The 19578-nt window shown below is 74.4% G+C and carries 15 protein-coding genes; 9 read left to right on the top strand and 6 right to left on the bottom strand.

The window, feature by feature from the left end:
- Window positions 1-1348, top strand: a 1348-nt coding sequence (locus tag ACPOLA_RS13195; protein WP_435770901.1) for a trypsin-like peptidase domain-containing protein, incomplete at its 5' end; no start/stop codon positions are given.
- Window positions 1349-1390: 42 nt separating this feature from the next.
- On the opposite strand, the gene ku is transcribed toward ACPOLA_RS13195, so the two are convergent.
- Complete coding sequence (ku, locus tag ACPOLA_RS13190) at window positions 1391-2422, bottom strand: non-homologous end joining protein Ku (RefSeq protein ID WP_435770900.1); 1032 nt, start codon at window positions 2420-2422, stop codon at window positions 1391-1393.
- A 54-nt stretch (window positions 2423-2476) separates the two neighbouring features.
- Here ku and lhgO point away from each other — a divergent pair, with 54 nt between their 5' ends.
- From lhgO to ligD (ACPOLA_RS13175), 3 genes are read left to right on the top strand one after another with little or no spacing between them, the layout of a single operon-like run.
- Window positions 2477-3685, top strand: coding sequence for an L-2-hydroxyglutarate oxidase (gene lhgO, locus ACPOLA_RS13185; RefSeq protein WP_435770899.1), 1209 nt, complete (start codon window positions 2477-2479; stop codon window positions 3683-3685).
- 42 nt (window positions 3686-3727) lie between these two features.
- A complete protein-coding gene (gene ligD / locus ACPOLA_RS13180) occupies window positions 3728-4669 on the top strand; it encodes a non-homologous end-joining DNA ligase (protein WP_435770898.1) in 942 nt (313 codons plus the stop codon).
- Window positions 4669-5589, top strand: coding sequence for a non-homologous end-joining DNA ligase (gene ligD, locus ACPOLA_RS13175; protein ID WP_435770897.1), 921 nt, complete (start codon window positions 4669-4671; stop codon window positions 5587-5589). The genes ligD (ACPOLA_RS13180) and ligD (ACPOLA_RS13175) overlap by 1 nt, the downstream gene beginning before the upstream one ends.
- Before the next feature lie 52 nt (window positions 5590-5641).
- Here ligD (ACPOLA_RS13175) and ACPOLA_RS13170 read toward each other — a convergent pair whose 3' ends face one another.
- The 3 genes from ACPOLA_RS13170 to ACPOLA_RS13160 form a co-directional block, all read right to left on the bottom strand.
- A complete protein-coding gene (locus tag ACPOLA_RS13170; protein WP_435770896.1) occupies window positions 5642-6016 on the bottom strand; it encodes a hypothetical protein in 375 nt (124 codons plus the stop codon).
- A gap of 106 nt (window positions 6017-6122) precedes the next feature.
- Complete coding sequence (locus ACPOLA_RS13165) at window positions 6123-6353, bottom strand: DUF3107 domain-containing protein (RefSeq protein ID WP_435770895.1); 231 nt, start codon at window positions 6351-6353, stop codon at window positions 6123-6125.
- Between the two features lie 85 nt (window positions 6354-6438).
- A complete protein-coding gene (locus ACPOLA_RS13160) occupies window positions 6439-7086 on the bottom strand; it encodes a TetR/AcrR family transcriptional regulator (RefSeq protein WP_435770894.1) in 648 nt (215 codons plus the stop codon).
- Between the two features lie 212 nt (window positions 7087-7298).
- On the opposite strand from ACPOLA_RS13160, the gene moeZ reads away from it, so the two are divergent.
- Together moeZ and ACPOLA_RS13150 are read left to right on the top strand one after the other, a co-directional pair.
- Entirely contained in the window at window positions 7299-8507 is a 1209-nt protein-coding gene (gene moeZ / locus ACPOLA_RS13155; RefSeq protein ID WP_435770893.1) for an adenylyltransferase/sulfurtransferase MoeZ, read from the top strand.
- A 163-nt stretch (window positions 8508-8670) separates the two neighbouring features.
- Window positions 8671-8970 (top strand): MGMT family protein, encoded by a 300-nt coding sequence (locus tag ACPOLA_RS13150; RefSeq protein ID WP_435770892.1) that lies wholly within the window; start codon window positions 8671-8673, stop codon window positions 8968-8970.
- Between the two features lie 58 nt (window positions 8971-9028).
- On the opposite strand, the gene tpx is transcribed toward ACPOLA_RS13150, so the two are convergent.
- On the bottom strand, window positions 9029-9520 hold the full coding sequence (tpx, locus tag ACPOLA_RS13145) for a thiol peroxidase (RefSeq protein ID WP_435770891.1): 492 nt from the start codon (window positions 9518-9520) through the stop codon (window positions 9029-9031).
- Between the two features lie 81 nt (window positions 9521-9601).
- Window positions 9602-12079, bottom strand: coding sequence for an SCO7613 C-terminal domain-containing membrane protein (locus ACPOLA_RS13140; RefSeq protein WP_435770890.1), 2478 nt, complete (start codon window positions 12077-12079; stop codon window positions 9602-9604).
- Between the two features lie 581 nt (window positions 12080-12660).
- Between ACPOLA_RS13140 and ACPOLA_RS13135 the strand changes: the two genes are divergently transcribed.
- The 3 genes from ACPOLA_RS13135 to ACPOLA_RS13125 are packed head-to-tail and all read left to right on the top strand — an operon-like array spanning window position 12661 to window position 19572.
- Window positions 12661-13071, top strand: coding sequence for a cupin domain-containing protein (locus ACPOLA_RS13135; RefSeq protein WP_435770889.1), 411 nt, complete (start codon window positions 12661-12663; stop codon window positions 13069-13071).
- Window positions 13072-13126: 55 nt separating this feature from the next.
- Complete coding sequence (locus ACPOLA_RS13130; RefSeq protein WP_435770888.1) at window positions 13127-16366, top strand: ATP-dependent helicase; 3240 nt, start codon at window positions 13127-13129, stop codon at window positions 16364-16366.
- Window positions 16363-19572: an ATP-dependent DNA helicase gene (locus tag ACPOLA_RS13125; RefSeq protein WP_435770887.1), complete on the top strand. Its 3210-nt coding sequence runs from the start codon at window positions 16363-16365 to the stop codon at window positions 19570-19572. The genes ACPOLA_RS13130 and ACPOLA_RS13125 overlap by 4 nt, the downstream gene beginning before the upstream one ends.
- The last annotated feature ends 6 nt before the right edge of the window (window positions 19573-19578 follow it).

Genomic DNA, 19578 nt, shown 5'->3' with positions numbered 1-19578 from the left:
GGCCGGCCGTCCCGCCGGCGCCCCCGGCCTGCCGCCGCCGCTCGCCGGCAACGACGCGACCCAGGTGCTGGCGGCCACGCCCGCCGCCCCGGTCGGCCCGCAGGGCGGCTTCGGGCCGCCTCCGCAGCGGACCGGGCCCGACCTGCTGCTGGTCGCCGAGGGCCGTGAGCACCGCTTCCGGCACCCGGCCGCCATCACGGTCGGCCGACGCGCCGACTGCACGGTGGTGATCGGCGACCCCGCCTGCTCGCGGATGCACGGCCGGATCGACGCGGTGCCGGGCGGATGGACCTATACCAACCTGTCCAACGAGGGCTCCTACCTCGACGGCCGGCGGGTCACGATGCGGAAGTTCGACGAGCGGACCGGTCTCCGGCTCGGTCACCCCGTCGCGGGGCCGGAGCTCACTCTCGTGCCGATCCTCTCCGCGCAGGAGGAGGAGCGGCGGATCGCCCGTCGCCGGCTGGGCCGTCGCCTCGCGGTCGTCGGCGGCGCCGCCGGGGTGCTGCTGCTGATCGTGGGTGTGCTCGGGCTGGGCCTGTGGCTCACGCGCGACGACGACGGCTCCCGGGCCGCCGGGGGCGACCGGTCCGACGGCCAGGGGCCGACGGGCGACACCATGGGGTCGCTCACCGGTGCGGAGCTGGACGCCGCGAAGGCGGCGACGGTGAAGATCACGGCCGAGACCCGCCAGCTCTCCACCGGGCAGACCGGCACCTACCACGGGTCCGGGTCGATCATCCGCGAGGACGGGCTGATCCTGACCAACGCGCACGTCGCGGCGCCCCAGTCCGAGGGGCTGGAGGAGAAGTACGGGCCGTCGATCGGCGACATCGCGAACCCCGAGTACCTCCTGATCTCGCTCACGGACGGGATGACCGACACCAACGCGCCGGCGACCTACCGCGCCCGGGTGGTGGAGGCCGACGGCAACCTCGACGTCGCGGTGGTCGAGATCTACGCCGACGCCGAGGGCAACGAGCTCACCGAGGAGCCGGACCTGCCCACGGTGCCGGTCGGCACCTCTGCCGAGCTCCGGGCCGGGGACGACGTCACGGTGCTCGGGTTCCCGGCCGTCGCCGGCGCGGGGGAGTCCATCACGGTCACCACCGGCGTCATCTCCACCGTGCTCAACGACCCGCAGCTCGGACCGCGGTCCGAGCTCGACACCGACGCCCGGATCGCCCCGGGCAACTCCGGCGGGATGGCGATCAACAACGACGCCGAGCTGATCGGCATCCCCACCGCCCTGCAGTCCGACGAGGGCACCACCGTCACGAGCGGTCGGATCCGCGCCATCGATGCCGCCAAGGACCTGATCGAGCGGGCGAAGGACGCCACCGACTGATCCCGGCGGCCGGGCGTCGCCCGCCGGGCGCCGTACGACGGCTCAGCTGGCCTTGCGGGCGGCAGCCTTCTTCGCCGCGGTCTTCCGCGTCGACGACTTCTTGGCGGACGTCTTCTTGGCCGCACCCTTCTTGGCGCCGGACTTCTGCGCCGGCTCCTTCTCCGCCGACCTCTTCGCCGCCGCCGCCGACTTCTTCGTGGTGGCCTTCTTGCCCGCCGCCTTCTTCGTCGACCGCCGCGGGGAGCCGCCGTCCTCCGCGTCGGTGTCGGCGTCGTCGGCGGGGCCGCCGTCGGTCGTCTCGCCGCGGGACGTCTTCGCCGCGTCGACCGAGCGCTGCAGCGCGGCGAGCAGGTCGACGACCTCACCGCCGGTCTTCGTCGACGTCTCGGTGCGCTGGACCTCGCCGCCCTCGATCTTCGCCTTCACGACGGCCTGGACCGCCTCGGCGTAGTCGTCCTCGAACTCGTCGGGGTCGAAGTCGCCGGAGAGCGTCTCGACCAGCATCTGGGCCATCTTGACCTCCGCGTCCTTGACCTCGCCGGTCTCGACCTTGAAGTCGGGCGTGCGGATCTCGTCGGGCCACATCATCGTCTGCAGGACGATCACGTCGTCGCGCACGCGCAGGACCGCGGTCGTGGTGCGCTGGCGCAGGGCGACGGTGACCACGGCCATCCGGTCGGCGTCGAGCAGCGCCTGGCGGAGCAGGGCGTAGGGCTTGGCGCCGCTGCCCTCGGGCTCGAGGTAGTAGGACTTCTCGAAGAGCATCGGGTCGATCTGGTCGCTGGGCACGAACTTCTCGACCGCGATCTCGCGGGAGGAGGTCATCGGCAGGTTCGCGAGGTCGTCGTCGGTGAGGATCACCATCTCGCCGTCCTCGGTCTCGTAACCCTTGGCGATGTCGGAGTAGGGCACCTCCTCGCCGTCGATCGAGCACACGCGCTGGTACTTGATCCGGCCTCCGTCCTTGGCGTGCACCTGGCGGAACGACACGTCGTGGCTCTCGGTCGCGCTGTAGAGCTTGACCGGCACGCTGACCAGGCCGAAGGAGACGGCACCCTTCCAGATCGCACGCATGTCCTTGAGGGTACCCGTGGAAAGCGCGCACAGCCGCCTGCGAGCATGTCGGTCGTGGAGCGGCGGATCGGGATCGTCGGCGGCGGCATCGTGGGGCTGGCCGTCGCCCGCGAGCTCACCCGGCGCCGTCCGGGCGACCAGGTGGTGGTCCTCGAGGCCGAGGACCGGGTCGGTGCGCACCAGACGGGGCACAACTCCGGAGTTGTGCACGCGGGCCTCTACTACCGGCCCGGGACCCTGAAGGCGGCGCTGTGCGCGCGGGGCCGGGGCCTGCTCCGCGACTACTGCGCCGAGCACGGCCTTCCCTACGTCGAGTGCGGCAAGCTCGTGGTGGCGGTGGCGTCCGACGAGCTGGGCCGCTTCGACGCGCTCGAGCGGACCGCCCGGCACAACCAGGTGCCGGAGCTGCGCCGCCTGGACCGGGCGGCGATGCGCGAGGTCGAGCCGCACGCCGCCGGCCTCGTCGCGCTGCACTCCCCGCGGACGGCCATCACCGACTACGCCGCGGTCGCGCGGCAGCTGGCGGCCGACGTCGTCGCGGCAGGGGGAGAGGTGCTGCTCTCCTCGCCGGTCACCGGCGTCAGCCGCGGCGCCGGGTCGATCACCGTGTCGACGCGCGAGCGCCGGCACCGGGTGCAGCAGCTGGTGCTCTGCGGCGGCCTGCAGGCCGACCGGCTCGGCCGGCTCGTCGGTGACGACCCCGCGCCACGGATCGTGCCGTTCCGCGGCGAGTACCTGGCCGTGGCGCCCGGCAAGCAGGACCTCGTCCGGGGCATGGTCTACCCGGTGCCCGACCCTCGCTACCCCTTCCTGGGCGTCCACTTCACGCGGCGGGTGTCCGGTGGGCTCGAGGTCGGCCCGAACGCGGTCCTCGCACTGCACCGGGACGGCTACCGCCGTACGTCCCTGCGGCTCGCCGATGTCGGCAGCATCGCCACCTGGCCGGGCTTCTGGAGGATGGCGGCACAGCACTGGCGCACCGGCGTGACCGAGGTCCGGGGGTCGCTGTCGAAGCGGGCCTACATGCGGGTCGCGCAGCGCTACGTGCCCGAGATCGGTCCAGGCGACGTGGTGCGCTCGAGGTTCGGCGTCCGTGCCCAGGCCGTGGACCGCGACGGAACGCTCCTCGACGACTTCCGGATCACCTCCGCCGACGGCGTCACCAGCGTGCGCAACGCGCCCTCGCCCGCCGCCACCTCCAGCCTCGCGATCGCCGAGCTCGTGGCGGACCGGGTCGAGGAGGCCGGTCCGGTAGGCGGGTGAGTGCCGGGCCCTGCCGGACGTGCCGCCCGGCATGATGGCCCCATGCCCGCCCTCCTGCCCATGCTGGCCACCTCCGGCAGTCACGTGCCGGCGGGGGAGGACTGGCAGCACGAGGTGAAGTGGGACGGCGTGCGCGCGCTCGGCATCGTCGAGGGACGCGACGTCATCCTCACCAGTCGCAACGGCAACCGGATCACCGTCGCGTGGCCCGAGCTCGGCACGCCGCCGGGCGCGCTGCGCGACGCGGTGGTGGACGGCGAGATCATCGCCCTCAACGAGCGAGGAGTGCCGGACTTCCGGGTCCTCGCCGAGCGGATGCACGTCCGGCGGACCACGACCATCGCGCGCCTCGCCGAGCGGATCCCGGCCACCTACATGGTGTTCGACCTGCTGCGCCTCGACGGCGAGGACCTGCTCGAGCTCCCGCTCTCCGAGCGCCGACGCCGCCTGGCCGACCTCGACCTCGGCCGGTCGGGCTGGCAGGTCCCCGCGGCGTACGACGACGGGCCGATGCTGCTCGACGCGACCCGGGCGCAGGGCCTCGAGGGCATCGTCAGCAAGCGGCAGGACTCCCGCTACCGCCCGGCGGTGCGGAGCCCGCACTGGCTGAAGTTCGCGCACCGGCACCGCAGCTCCTACGTCGTCGGCGGGTGGCGGCCGCAGACCGGCACCAGCGACCGGCTCGCCTCGCTGCTGGTCGGCCAGCCGACCCGGGACGGGCTCCTCTACCGGGGGCGTGTGGGCAGCGGCATCGGCGCGAAGCAGTCGCGGCTGCTCACCGAGCTCCTCGGCGGGCTCGCCCGGGCCGGCACGCCGTTCGTCGACGAGGTGCCCCGGGTCGACGCGCAGGGCACCACGTGGGTGGAGCCGTCCGTCGTGGTCGAGGTGGACAGCCACGGGCTCGGCTACGACCGGCTGCGCCAGCCGTCGTACCAGGGCGTCCGCACCGACCTCTCGCCCGACGACCTGCTGGAGGAGCGCTGATGCCGCGGAAGGCCGACCACCCCCAGACCGAGGTCCATGTCGACGTCGAGGGACGAACCCTGCGGCTGACGAACCTCGAGAAGGTGCTCTACCCCCAGACCGGCACGACCAAGGGCGAGGTGCTCGACTACTACGCCCGGGTGGCGCCGGTGCTGCTGCCCCACCTGTCCGGTCGGCCGGTGACGCGGATCCGCTGGCCGCACGGTGTCGGCGACATGAGCTTCTTCGAGAAGAACGCACCGGCGGGGACCCCCTCCTGGGTGCGCACGGCGGAGGTGCCGACCACCGGCAGCCGCGGCCCCAGCCGGCACGGTGACACGCTCGTCTTCCCCATCATCGAGGACCTGCCGACGCTGATCTGGGCGGTCAACCTCGCCGCCCTCGAGCTCCACGTCCACCAGTGGACCGTCGACGCCGACGACGACCCGGTCGGCGCGGACCGGGTGGTCATCGACCTCGACCCGGGCGATCCGGCGGGCCTCCACGAGTGCTGCCAGGTCGCGCTGCTGGTCCGCGAGGCGCTCGCCGGGCGCGGGCTCGACGCGGTCCCGGTCACCAGCGGCAGCAAGGGCCTGCACCTCTACGCGCGCCTTGCCGAGCCGCTTCCCTCCGAGGAGACCAGCGACCTCGCCCGCGAGGTGGCCGAGGAGCTCCAGGCCGAGCATCCGCAGGCCGTCACGGCGACCATGACCAAGGCCAAGCGGCGCGGCAAGGTGTTCCTCGACTGGTCGCAGAACGCCGGCTCCAAGACCACGGTGGCGCCCTACTCGCTGCGCGGCACCCCGCGGCCCCAGGTCGCGGCACCGCTCGGCTGGGACGAGGTGGAGGCGGGCGCGGAGGATCCGCTGGCGATCGAGCAGCTCGGTCCCACCCGGGTGCTCGCCCGGGTCGAGGAGCACGGCGACCTGTTCGCGCCGTGACCTGGCCGCGTCGGGGCCGGGCTCAGCGGGGCCGGGCTCAGCGGGGCCGGGCTCAGCGGTCGCTGCGCCGGCGCATCCCGTAGACGTCGAACTCGGTCGCCGCTCCGGCCGGGTCGCCGCTCCCGCCGACCGCGTGGGCGACCTCGTCGGGCGACACCGCATGATCGGCCTCGTCGAGGGTGGCGTCGATGAGGAGCTGGAGCTCCGGCGAGGCGTGGGTGACCCGCAGCGGCGTGGTGTCGATCCGCCAGCCCCGGCGGCCGAGCTCGGTGAAGAGGCCCATCAGGGTCGTGTTCTTCTCCGCCGCGATGCCCTCGAACCCGTCCGCGGCCTCGATCAGGTAGACCGGCCGGGTCACGGCGAGCGCAGCGGCGTCGTACAGCGGCACCCACAGGCGCGCGTACTCATAGCTTCGCGATGCGCTCACGCCGCCAGTGTAGGTCTCGGGCGTCACCGTCGCCCCCACCATTCCGGCCGCTCGACCGGCCGCCCGGCTGCCCACGTCGGCCGTCGGTGCCGGCCGCTGCTTCCGCTCAGGAGCGGAAGCCGACCTGCCCGACGATGCTGCGGCCGATCTCGACGTAGGCGAGCTTGGCGGTGGGGACCACGGTGACCTTCCCCTTGGTGTCGGTCAGGGTGAGCACCCCGGCGTCGTCCGCCAGCGCCTGCTTGACGAGCGCAGCGACGTCCTCGTTGGTCTCGTCGGTCTCGAGCACGAGCTCGCGGGCGGTGTTCTGGACACCGATCTTGACCTCGACGGTCATGGTCACTCTCCTCGTTGGGGGCGCGACGGACGGGGTGACCCGGCCGCCTGCCACCAGCCTAGTTCGGACGTCCTACTCGGACGCCCTAGTGGTCGTCGGTCTTGGGGTAGCCGCGGATCCCGCGCCAGGCGAGGCCCGCGACGAGCTGGGTGGCCTCGTCGCGGCTCAGCGCGCCGAGACCCTCCTCGTTGGTGAGCCAGAACCGGGCGCTGACCTGCGCCATTCCCACCAGCGACACCGCCAGGAGCCGGGAGGCCGGCGCGGGCAGCCCGGTGTCGTCGTGGATCACGGCGGCGATCATGTCGGCGCACTCGGTGGTGACCCGGTCGACGTGGCCGCGCACCGCCGGCTCGTTGGTGAGGTCGGACTCGAAGACGATCCGGAACGCGCCGGTGTCGTGGGCGACGTAGCCGTAGAAGGCGTCGATGGCCGCCGCCACGCGCTGCTTGTTGTCCTGGGTGGACTCCAGGGCGGCGCGGCAGTTGGCGATGATCGAGTCGCAGGCGGCGTCGAGGATCGCGAGGTAGAGCTCGAGCTTGCCGGGGAAGTGCTGGTAGAGCACCGGCTTCGAGACGCCGGCTCGCTCCGCGATGTCGTCCATGGCGGCCGCGTGGTAGCCCTGCGCCACGAACACCTCGAGCGCGGCGGACAGCAGCTGCGCCCGCCGTTCGCGACGGGGGAGGCGTACGCCGCGTCGTCGCGTCTCCTCCAGGTCGTACTGGTCCGTCACCACGGAGTGGAGCCTACTCGCTGGTAGCGGTGCGCACCGTCGACGGGGCGGGTGCACACGGCCCGGGGTCCGGAGCCGCCGTGGTCCGGATGACGGGACGTGGCACGGGGCCCCGGGACGTGACGGGGACCATGGTGGGGTCGAGGGAACACCCGGGGGTGCCGGCCGCGTTACCCCTGGACCGCCCCCATCACCTCTGGAGCACAGGAGACACCGTGAGCTTTCCCGCGCTGGTCGAGCCGGCCGCCGAGCTGACCATCGACGAGGTACGCCGCTACAGCCGCCACCTCATCATCCCCGACGTGGGCATGGCCGGGCAGAAGCGGCTGAAGAACGCGAAGGTGCTCGTGATCGGTGCCGGCGGCCTCGGCAGCCCCGCACTGCTCTACCTCGCCGCCGCTGGCGTCGGCACGCTCGGCATCGCCGAGTTCGACGAGGTCGACGAGTCCAACCTGCAGCGCCAGGTCATCCACGGCCAGTCCGACATCGGCAAGCCGAAGGCGCTGTCGGCCCAGGAGTCGATCGCCGAGATCAACCCGCTGGTCCAGGTCGTGGTGCACAACGAGCGCCTCGACAACGACAACGTGATGGACATCTTCCGCGGCTACGACCTGATCGTCGACGGCACCGACAACTTCGCGACCCGCTACATGGTCAACGACGCCGCGTACTTCCTCGGCATCCCCTACGTCTGGGGCTCGATCTACCGCTTCGACGGGCAGGCCTCGGTCTTCGCGCCGACCATGGCCGACGACGCGCCGTGCTACCGCTGCCTCTACCCCGAGCCGCCGCCGCCGGGCATGGTGCCGTCCTGCGCCGAGGGCGGCGTCCTCGGCGTGCTGTGCGCCTCGATCGGCTCGATCCAGGTCAACGAGGCGATCAAGCTCCTCGTCGGCACCGGCGAGCCGGCGATCGGCAAGCTGGTGATCTACGACGCCCTCGAGCTGGAGTGGCGCAAGCTGAAGGTCCGCAAGGACCCCAACTGCGCGCTGTGCGGCGAGAACCCGACCGTCACCGGGCTGATCGACTACGAGTCCTTCTGCGGCGCGATCTCCGACGAGGCGGCCGACGCGGCGGCCGACGCCACCATCTCGGTCACCCAGCTCGACTCGATGCTCAAGGAGCGCGAGGAGGGCAGCCGCGACTTCGTGCTGGTCGACGTGCGTGAGCCCAACGAGTTCGAGATCAACCGGATCCCCGGCTCCGTGCTGATCCCGAAGGGCGAGTTCCTCAACGGCAACGCGCTCGCGCAGCTGCCTCCGGTCGACTCCGGCAAGCAGGTCATCCTCCACTGCAAGAGCGGGGTCCGCTCGGCCGAGTGCCTCGCCGTGGTGAAGGGAGCCGGCTACGACGACGCCGTCCACGTGGGCGGTGGCGTGGTGGCCTGGGTCAACCAGGTCGACCCGAGCCAGCCTGCCTACTGAGTCCGCCGAGCGTAACGGCGGGCCCGCCTCCTCGTTGGTCCAGACGACCCGGTCCCCTCGGCGCCACCGCCCGGACCGGGGCTCCGATGCGTATCTGAATCCCGAGGGAGCACCCGAGAGCCCTGTCCCGCCGGACGGGGCTCTCGGCGTATAACTGACCTCCGTGGACGAGGCCTACGTCGAGCAGGTGCTGGACCTGGTGGAGCAGGTCCCGCCGGGTCGCGTCACGACGTACGGCGCCCTCGCCGCCGTGGTGGGCGGCGGCGCCCGTCAGGTCGGCTCGGTGATGGCCCGGCACGGCGGACCGGTGCCGTGGTGGCGGGTCGTCCGCGCTGACGGGACGCTGCCGCCGAGCCACGGCGACCGGGCGCTCGAGCAGTACGTCGCGGAGGGCACGCCGCGGCGGCAGGGCGGCCGCCTGGACATGCCGCGTGCGTTCTGGGATCCCGCGACGCGGGACTGACGCCGCCCCAGGGCCGCTCCAGGTATCGCCCGGCGGCCCGGTCGCCGTCGGGTCCGCCTCAGCCCAGGGCGGCGACCGCGGCGTCGTAGTCGGGCTCGGTCGCGATCTCGGGCACCAGCTCGCTGTGGAGCACCGTGCCGTCGGCGTCGACCACGACGACCGACCGGGCCAGCAGGCCCTCGAACTTGCCGTCGGTCATCGCCACGCCGTAGTCGCTGCCGAAGGAGGACCGGAAGGCGGAGCCGACCTGCACGTTGTCGATGCCCTCGGCGCCGCAGAACCGGGCCTGTGCCATCGGGAGGTCCTGCGAGACGCAGATGACCGCGGTGTCGGTGAGCCCGCTGGCGAGCTCGTTGAACCTCCGCACGCTGGCCGCGCACACGCCGGTGTCGATGCTGGGGAAGATGTTCAGCACCGCGCGCTTGCCCTGCGGCAGCGTGACGGTGCTGAAGTCCGGTCCCACGAGCTCGACGGCCGGCGCCGTGGAGCCGACCTCGGGGAGGTCGCCGACGGTGGTGACGGGGTTGCCCCCGAGTGCAGTGGTAGCCATGGCGGTTGTCTAGCAGGTCCGCTCGGCGGCACCGCCGACGCCCTCGCCGCCGCCCGCGATCCCGGGAGCGTCGCCGTCGGCTCAGCGCAGCCGGCCGAGATAGCCGGCGGCGGTGCGGACCTCGACCAGGCGGCGCTCCCAGGTGATGCCGACCATCGTCAGCAGCGCGCCGGCCAGGCCGATCCAGAGCCACCGCGGCAGCTCGCTCGCGTAGGGGCCGATCTCGCAGACCACCACGACGGCGCCGACGGCTGCGCCGGTGACGAGCGGCGCGCTCCACCGCAGCGTCGCGCCCGCGACCGCCAGGACGAGGCAGGCGGCGCCGAGGAGCAGCGCGCGCAGCGAGACCGGGTCGCCCACGACCCACACCACGGTCGGCAGGGTCGACAGCAGGAGCCCCGGGAGCAGGGTCTCGACCGTGCCCGCCGACGGCTCGCGGTGCATCCGCCAGAGCCCGAGACCGACGAGGACGGCGCCGAGGGGGAGCGTGTAGGCCTCGGGCGTGCGGACGTCGAGGTCGGCGAGCCGTACCCACGACGCGAGCAGCAGCAGCGCGCCGCCGGCCCAGGCGGCACCGCGGCGGGAGTCGTGGACGAGGGCCGTGGCCAGCACGAGGCAGCCGGCCACCGTCAGCCAGAGGGCGGCGAGTCCACCGGGATCGGCGGCCGTCACCAGCGACACCGGCAGGGTGACGACCGCGGTCGCCGCGGCAGCCACCTCGACCTCGGGTCGCGGGAGGACCACCGCCAGCATGCCCACCGCCAGGAGGACCGGCACCGCGACCCAGCCGCGGCCCGCGCCGAGCACGTCGACGGCCGCCGCGAGGAGGAGGCCGGCCAGGGGAGCGGTGGCGACCCCGGCCAGCACCCGCACCGTCCGGCCGTGTCCGGCGAGCGTCAGACCCAGCGCGACGACCAGGGCGACCCCTGCGGCCACCGTCGTCAGCGCCGAGCTCGGCAGCGCGACCAGGCAGGCGCCGCCGGCGACGGCCAGGGCGGTCGCGCCGTGGGCGGTCGCGCCGCCGTGTCGTGAGGTCAGCGCGACCGCGGCCGCCGCGAGCGCGACCAGACCGAGCACCGCCAGGGGCGCCGCCAGCGCCACGTCGTACGACGCGAGCGTGGTGGCCGCGCCCAGGCCGCTGACGACGACGCCGACCCGCAGCCAGGTCCGGGCCGCGGGGCGGCGGTCGGCCAGCAGCGCCGGCAGGGCGACCATCGCCAGCAGGGAGGGGACGAGGAGGAGTGGCTCGGTGACCGGCTCCGGACGCCGCAGCACGACGCCGGCCGGGTGCGCGAACAGCCCGCCGAGCTCGATCCACCGTGCCGCGGCCACCGCGCAGGTCACCAGCGTCAGCGCGGCCAGCACGGCGGTGCCGGCCGTCGCGGGAGCCGCCGCGACCGCGCGCAGCGGACGGGGAAGGGCGGCGAGCGCGGCCAGCCACGCTCCCGTCGCGCCGAGCGCGACCAGGCCGACCGTCGTGGCGTCGGTGTCGATGACCGGCAGTGTGGCGAGAGCGGTCACGACGGTGGCAGCCAGGCCGGCACCCACCACGCGCATCCGGTGCGAGCCGGTGACGAGGCCCGGCAGGAGCAGGAACCCCGCCGTCACCAGCAGCGCCCAGCCGGACCCCTCCTGCCAGAGCTGACGCAGGCTCGGGTCGCCGAGCGCGCCGGCGAGGGCGACGAGGGCGGTGCCCAGCCAGGCCACCGAGCCGGCGGCCAGCTGGCTCCACTGCAGGGTGGGCAGCCCGGCCGAGCGGGCGGCCAGCACGGCGACGGCGCCGAGGGACGTGAGGGCGTGACCGGCGAGGAGGCGGTGGTCGGTGGCGTCCATCGCGCCCACGTAGGCGGTCAGGAGGCCGAGCCCCGAGATCACCTGCGGAGCGAGGAGCGGAGTGCTGCGGCGGGTCCGGACCGCGGCCAGCCCGGCGGCGGCCGTCGCCACCACCAGCCCTGCAGCCAGGGTCATCGTGCCACCGGAGGCGTCGCCGAACCACCCGGCAGCACCCGCCCCGAGCACGTCGAGTGCGAGCAGGCCGAGCGCGACCGCGACCAGCGACTCGGCCGCGATCCGCAGCCCCGCCCGCTGGAGGAGCACGGCGCCCGCGCCGGTGACGACGGTGAGCGCGGCGAGCACGACGGTGCGGCCGCCGACGCCGAGCGCCGACCACGAGACGGCGAGGAAGACGACCGCGGCGACGAGGAGGCAGAGCGCGCCCAGCCCGAGCAGGATCCGGGGGACCGAGGCGAGCGGCACGCCCGACCGAGCGGGAGCCGGTCGGGACGCGAGCGGTCGACCGGGTGCGGGCGGGAGCGCCGGCAGCGGGGAGGCCGGCAGCGGAGCGGCCGGAGCGGCCGGAGCTGCGGGCTCCGGGCGGGTGTGGACGTCGGCGGAGACGGAGCGGAGCCGGGCCAGCAGGCCGTCGGCGGCCTCGAGGGTGCCGAACAGCTGGACGGCCAGCGGGTGCCGGACGAGCAGCTGACAGGTCGGGCAGCGCAGGTCTCCGCGGGGCAGGTCCGAGCGGCAGTCGGGGCACAGGGTGGGGTCGGCGTAGCGCATCCCACCATTCCCGCATCCGGCAGCCGAGGCGGGCACGGCCGACCGACTCAGCAGCGCTGAGTAGCAGTACTCACTCCTCCACAGCGACCTGCCCGTGCTGGGGAGGGGCGGCCCGGACCTGTGGACGATCGACCCCCTTCTGTGGAGGACACGCCGACCGTCGGTGGAGGGCCGAGAAATGCCCGAACTTTCGGGGCGAAGCCCTTGCGGGACCGCTTCCGACGGGCGTAGAACTTCTCCCACGCACTCCTCCGGGAGAGCGGGAACCGCCGGAAGGCGGGATCCAGACGGCCACCGCCGAGGTCCTCCGGGACCGCGACGAGGGCGGCTCCTCACGGAGACGCCGGCCGCACGAGCCGGGTGACGGGGCTCGTGGGATCCCAGCGCTGGCGGTTCGACCGGGATCGTCACCAGCACCGGTCAACCAGAAGGGCCCTTGTGACTCATACTCACGAGGGCCCTTCGCCTTTTCCGCCTCCTTTGGACCACCCTGTCGAGGTGACTCCTGAGGACTCCGTCGTACGACGACGGCTGCCGGACCGCGTCGCGGTGGCGGACGGCGGAGGCGGCAGACTGGCGGTGTGGACCGACCGCCGCTCGCCGTACGACACGACCTCTCGCCCCATCCCGAGGGCGGTTGGTACCGCCAGACCTGGGCGTCCCCGGAGTCGGTGACCCTGGCCGACGGGCGGACCCGGCCGACGGCGACGCTGATCTACTTCCTGCTGCGGGCGGGGGAGTCGTCGGCGTGGCACCGGGTGCGGTCCGACGAGATCTGGCTCGCGCACTCCGGGACGGTGACCGTCGAGCTCGGCGGCTCGGGTGCCGGCCCGGAGGAGGCCCGGGCGCAGCGGCTGGTGGTCGGGCCGGAGTCGCCGCAGGGGCTGGTGCCCGCCGGGGTGTGGCAGCGGACCCTCCCCGCGGACCGCGACGCGCTGGTCAGCTGCCTGGTCTCGCCCGGGTTCGACTTCGCCGACTTCGAGCTGCGGTGACCCGAGTCCGGAAGGTCGCCGGATTGTGTCGCGCCCGGGTGGTTGAGTGAGCGTCGTGGAGCAGCGGACGACGTACCGGATCGCGCCGGCACCGGCGGTCGCCCCGGCGCCGACGCTCGACGAGCAGCAGCGCCGGGTCGTCGACCACGCCGGCGGGCCGCTGCTCGTGCTCGCCGGGCCGGGCACGGGCAAGACGACGACGCTGGTCGAGGCGATCGTCGACCGGATCGAGCGGCGCGGGGCCCGGCCCGACGAGGTGCTGGCCCTGACCTTCTCCCGCAAGGCCGCCGACCAGCTGCGCGACCGCGTCACGGCGCGGCTCGGCCGCACCACCGGCATGCAGCTCAGCTCCACGTTCCACTCCTTCGCCTATGCGCTGGTGCGTCGCTACGCCCCGGCGGAGCTCTACGAGGCACCGCTGCGCCTGCTCTCCGCGCCCGAGCAGGACGTCGTGCTGCGGGAGCTGCTGGCCGACCACCCCGAGTCGGTGCGCTGGCCGGAGCGGTTCCGGCACGCCCTCGGCACCCGGGGCTTCGCCCGCGAGGTCCACGCCGTGCTCGCCCGGGCGCGCGAGAAGAGCCTCGACGGCGACCGGCTGCGCCGGCTCGGCGAGGCCGAGGGGATCGAGGAGTACGTCGCCGCCGGCCTCTTCCTCGAGCAGTACCTCGACTCCCTCGACAGCCAGGGAGCCACCGACTACGCCGACCTCATCCGTCGTGCGCGGATCGAGGCCGAGGTGCACCGCGACGAGCTCCGGGACCAGTTCCGGCACGTCTTCGTCGACGAGTACCAGGACACCGACCCCGGCCAGGTGGCGCTGCTGCACGCCATCGCCGGCGACGGCCGCGACCTCGTCGTCGTCGGCGACCCGCACCAGTCGATCTACGGCTTCCGGGGAGCGGAGGTGCGCGGCATCCTCGAGTTCCCCACCGAGTTCCCGCGCGCCGGCGGCGCGCCGGCCGACGTGGTCGCCCTGCGCACCACGCGACGGTTCGGCCCCCGGATCCTGCTCGCCGCCCAGCGGGTCGCGGGCCGGATCGGTCTGCCCGGCTCGATCCCCGAGGACGCTCGGGAGGCGTTCCTGCGGCCGGTCGCCGCCGGCGGCGCCCACGGCGAGGGCCGCGTCGTGGTGCGCACCTTCGACACCGAGCGCGCCGAGGCCGACCACCTCGCCGACCTGCTGCGTCGCGCCCATCTCGAGGACGGCGTCCCCTGGGACGAGATGGCGGTGCTCGTGCGGTCCGGTCGGGCCAGCATCGGTCCGCTGCGACGGGCGCTCGGCGCCGCGGGAGTGCCCGTCGAGGTGGCGGCCGACGAGGTCCCGCTCGTGCGCGACCCGGCCGTGCTGCCGCTGCTCGACGCGCTGCGGGCCGTGGTCAACCTCGACAACACCGACCCCGACGACGTGGGCCACGTCGACGCCGGCCGCGCCGAGGCCCTGCTCTCCGGCCCGCTGGGAGGGCTCGACGCCGGCGACGTGCGGCGCCTCGCCCGCCACCTGCGCGCCCGCGAGAAGGACCTGGCCCAGGCGGCGCACACGTCTCCGCGGCCCTCCCGCGAGCTGGTGCGGCTCGCGGTGGTCGAGCCCGGGTTCCTCGAGGGGCTCCAGGGAGAGGAGGCGCAGCGGGCGCGCGCGCTCGGCACCCTCCTGGCGAGGGCGCGTGCCGAGCTCGACGGCGGAGCCAGCGCCGAGGAGCTGCTCTGGACGCTGTGGTCGGGCACCACCTGGCCCGAGCGCCTGCGACGGTCGGTCGAGGCGGGCGGTGGCGCGGCCCGCCGCGCCCATCGCGACCTGGACTCAGTCTGCGCCCTCTTCGACATCGCGGTGCGCGCCGGCGAGCGCCGCGAGCACCTCGGGGTCGCGCCCTTCCTCGAGAGCCTGGTCCAGCAGGAGATCCCGGCCGAGACCCTGGCCGAGCGCGGAGCCCGCGGCGCCGCCGTACGGCTGCTGACGGCCCACCGCAGCAAGGGGCTCGAGTGGCGGCTCGTCGTGGTCGCGCACGTCCAGGACGGCGGCTGGCCCGACCTCCGGCGTCGTACGACGCTGCTCCAGGCCGACCGGATCGGGGAGGACGGGGTGGTCCCGGCGGTGACGCCGCGCGAGCTGCTCGCCGAGGAGCGGCGCCTCTTCTACGTCGCGTGCACCCGCGCCCAGGAGCGACTCGTGGTCACGGCGGTGCGCTCGCCCGACGACGAGGGGGAGCAGCCGTCGCGGTTCCTGGAGGAGCTGGTGCCCGACGCCGACCACATCCGCCACGTCGTCGGCCGCCCGGCGCGGCCGCTGTCGATGCCGGGCCTGGTCGCCGAGCTGCGCCGCACCGTCGCCGACCCGACCACCTCACCCGCGCTGCGCGAGGCCGCTGCCCGGCGCCTGGCCCGCCTCGCCGGCGAGTCCGTGCGCCGGCGCCCGCTCGTCCCGGCCGCCGACCCCGCCACCTGGTGGGGCACCCGCGCGGCGAGCCGCTCCGCGACGCCCATCCGCGAGGCCGACCGCCCCGTCCCGCTCTCGGCGAGCATCCTCGAGTCGGTCGCGGCCTGCCCCGCGCGCTGGTTCCTCGAGCGCGAGGCGGGCGGCGTGAGCCGCACCCACCAGTCCGCCAACCTCGGCCAGATCGTGCACGCGCTCGCCGAGCGGGTCGCGCAGGGAGCCGCACCCGCGGACGCCGACGCGCTGATGGCCGAGGTCGACGAGGTCTGGGACCGGCTGGAGTTCCGCACGCCCTGGTCCCGGCAGCGCGAGCACGCGCGGGTGCGCGCCGCGATCGAGCGCTTCCTCGCCTGGCACGCCGACAACCGGCGCACGCTGCTCGAGACCGAGGCGCGGTTCTCCACCGTGGTCACCATGGACGACGGCGAGCAGGTGCGCCTGGCCGGCTACGCCGACCGGGTGGAGCTCGACGCCGACGGCCGCGTGGTCGTGGTGGATCTGAAGACCGGCCGCTCGGCGCTCAGCGGCCCCCAGGTCAAGGCCCACCTCCAGCTGGCGCTCTACCAGTACGCCGTGGACGCCGGAGCCCTCGACCGACCCGACGAGGGCCTGGCCGGCCTCCGGTCCGGCGGCGCGGAGCTCGTCCAGCTCGGGCTCGAGGACGGGTCCACGGCTCCCGTGGTGCAGCCGCAGGACGCTCACGAGGACGACGGCGCGGAGCGGACCGCGCTCCGCGCCCACATCGTCCACACCGCCCGGCTGCTGCGCGAGGAGCGGTTCCCGGCGGTGGCCGGCGACCACTGCCGGCAGTGCGGCTTCCTGCCGCTGTGCCCGGCGCGGAGCGCGGGATCGGTGGTCAGCGCATGATCGCGCTCGACACGCCGGCGGACCTGCAGCGCGCGATGCGGGCGAAGTTCCCGCCCAGCCCGGAGCAGTGGGCCGCGATCACGGCACCGCTCTCCCCGGCCGTGGTCATCGCGGGCGCAGGATCCGGCAAGACCACCCTGATGGCGGCGCGGGTCGTCTACCTGGTGCTGACCGGCCAGGTCCGGCCGGAGGAGGTGCTGGGCCTCACCTTCACCAGCAAGGCCGCCGCCGAGCTCCGTCAGCGGGTGCGCACGGCGCTCGCCGACGCCGGGGCGCTCGACCTCGCGACGAGCGCCAGCGGGGACCCCGACGACGAGGTGCTGGAGCCGACCGTCTCCACCTACAACGCCTACGCCGCCGGACTGCTGACCGACCACGGGCTGCGCATCGGGCACGAGCCGGACACCCGCGTGATCACCGACGCGGCCCGCTACCAGCTCGGCGCCCGGGCGGTCGACCGCTACGAGGGGCCGGTCGAGAAGCTCTCCGACCACCCGCCCACGGTCATCCAGAACCTCCTCGCCCTCGATGGCGCGATGAGCGAGCACCTCGTCCCGCCGGAGCGCCTGCTCGACTTCGACGCCGCCGAGCGGCGCTCCTTCCAGCGGGCGCACGCGGCCGAGCTGGCCGGCAAGGCGCGCAAGACCTATCTCGCGGCCATCCAGAAGGCGATCGACGTGATCGACCGCCGGGCCGAGCTGATGGGCCTGGTGGCGTCCTACCGCAGGCTCAAGCACGACCTCGGGCTGATGGACTTCAGCGACCAGATCGCGCTGGGGGCCCGCCTGGCGCAGGAGCAGCCGGAGGTCGGCGAGGCGGAGCGCGCCAGGTTCAAGGTGGTGCTGCTCGACGAGTACCAGGACACCTCCGTCGCCCAGGCGACGATGCTGTCGCTGCTGTTCGGGGGCGGGCACCCGGTCATGGCGGTCGGCGACCCCAACCAGGCGATCTACGGCTGGCGCGGTGCGTCGGTCTCCAACATCGTCAACTTCCCCGAGGCGTTCCCGGCCGCGGCCGGCAGCGTTCCGGTGCTGCCGCTCACCATCAACCGCCGCTCGGACACCCGGATCCTCGACGTCGCCAACCGGCTGGCCCAGCCCCTCTACGACAAGTACGGCGACAAGGTGGCTCCACTGCGCCACGGCAGCGCCGAGCCGGGGCGGGTGACGACCCAGGTCTTCCCGACGCAGGCCGAGGAGCTGGCCTGGCTGGCCGGCGAGGTGCACGCCACCCACGAGCGCGGCACGCCGTGGTCCCAGGTCGCCGTGCTCAGCCGCGACAACCAGCATGCCGAGCTGGTCTTCGACGCGCTCACCGCCGCCGGCGTCCCGGTCGAGATCGTCGGGCTGTCGGGGCTGGTGCGCCTGCCCGAGATCGCGGGCGTCGTCGCCACCCTCAAGCTGCTCCGCGACGTCGCCGACAACGCCTCCCTGCTCACCCTGCTCGCGGGGCCGCGGTGGTCCATCGGGCCACGCGACCTCAAGCTGCTGGGGGAGCGGGCCCTCGAGCTGGCCGGTGCCCGCGGTCGCGGCGAGGACGCCGGCTCGCTCACCGAGCAGCTGGTCGGCATCGCCGACGGCGTCGACCCGGCCGAGATCCCCTGCCTCGACGACGCCCTGGCCGACCCGGGGGAGGCCGACTACTCGCCCGAGGCGCTCGAGCGGTTCGGCCTGCTGCGCGACGAGCTGCGCATGCTGCGGGCCGCGGTCGGGGAGCCGCTGCTCGACCTCGTGCGGCGGATCATCGACGTCACCGGCGTGGAGGTCGAGCTGGCGTCGTCGGTGAGCCCGGCCGCGGCGTCACGCCGCGACAACCTCGACCTCTTCGTCAAGGCGGTCGCCGACTTCCAGGCGGTCGACGGCGACGTCACCCTGCCTGCGCTGGTCGCCTGGCTGACCGCCGAGGACGAGGTCGGGAACGGACTGGAGGTCGCCACCCCGTCGGAGGCCGACTCGGTCAAGCTGCTGACCGTCCACCGGTCCAAGGGCCTGGAGTGGGACGTCGTGTTCCTGTCCGGCGCCTGCGAGGGCCGGTTCCCGAGCACCCAGGGCAGGTCGCTGTGGGTCTCCTCGCCGTCGGTGCTGCCCGCGCCGCTGCGGGGCGACGCGGCCGACCTGCCGCAGCTGCACGGTCACGACAAGGCGGCGCTGGACGCCTATCGGGCGGACACCAAGGCCCACGAGGCGGAGGAGGAGCTGCGGCTGGGCTACGTCGCGGTCACCCGTCCGGCCCACCAGCTGCACGTCTCGTCGTTCCTCTGGGGCCAGCGGAAGACCCCGTTCGGGCCCTCCCCGTTCCAGCAGGTGATCCGGGAGCTCTGCGAGGAGTGGTCCGAGCCCGTCACGTGGCTCGACCGGCCCGAGCGCGGCGCCGCGAACCCCAACGACGCCGACGACCCCGCCCGGCCCTGGCCGGTGGAGGGGGTCGGCGCCGAGGCCGCCCGGCGGTTGGCGGCGGCGGTGCTCGTCCGCGACGTGGACCTGACAGCGCCGGACCCCGAGCTCGACCTCGTCGAGGCGTCGCGGGTGGCGGAGTGGGACGCCGAGATCGACCGGCTGCTCACCGAGGCGCGCCAGGACCGCTCCTCCGAGCTCGTGGTGCCGTTGCCCTCGTCGCTGTCCACCACGGCCCTCGCGCGGCTGCGCGACGACCCGGAGGCGTTCGCCCGCGAGCTGGTGCGACCGATGCCGCGCCCACCGGCTCCGGCCGCCCGGTTCGGCACCCGGTTCCACGCCTGGGTGGAGGCCCGGTTCGGCCAGCAGGGTCTGTTCGACCCCGACGAGCTGGCCGGGCGCGCCGACGCGGGCATCGACGACGACGCCGACCTCAAGGAGCTGATCGGCACCTTCGAGGCCGGCGCCTTCGGCACCCGCGTGCCGCTCGCCGTGGAGGCGCCGTTCGCCCTCGTGCTGGGGGCCGCGGGCAGCGGCCGGCAGGTGGTGCGCGGGCGGATCGACGCGGTCTACGAGGAGGCGGCCGGTGGCGCGGCGACCGGCGCGGCGTCGTACCTCGTGGTCGACTGGAAGACCAACGCGCGCCAGACCGCCGATCCCCTCCAGCTCGCGGTCTACCGGCTCGCGTGGGCGGAGCTGGCCGGTGTCCCGATCGAGCGGGTCCGTGCCGGCTTCTACTACGTGCGCACCGACCGGCTCGTCGTCCACGACGACCTGCCGGGGCGCGCCGAGATCGAGCGGCTGCTGCGCTGACCGGCC

Origin of the sequence: Nocardioides proteolyticus, from assembly GCF_051280635.3 — a bacterium.
Classification (GTDB): domain Bacteria; phylum Actinomycetota; class Actinomycetes; order Propionibacteriales; family Nocardioidaceae; genus Nocardioides.
Note: the sequence above shows the minus strand (reverse complement) of the source record. Positions and strands in the feature narration are given on the sequence as shown.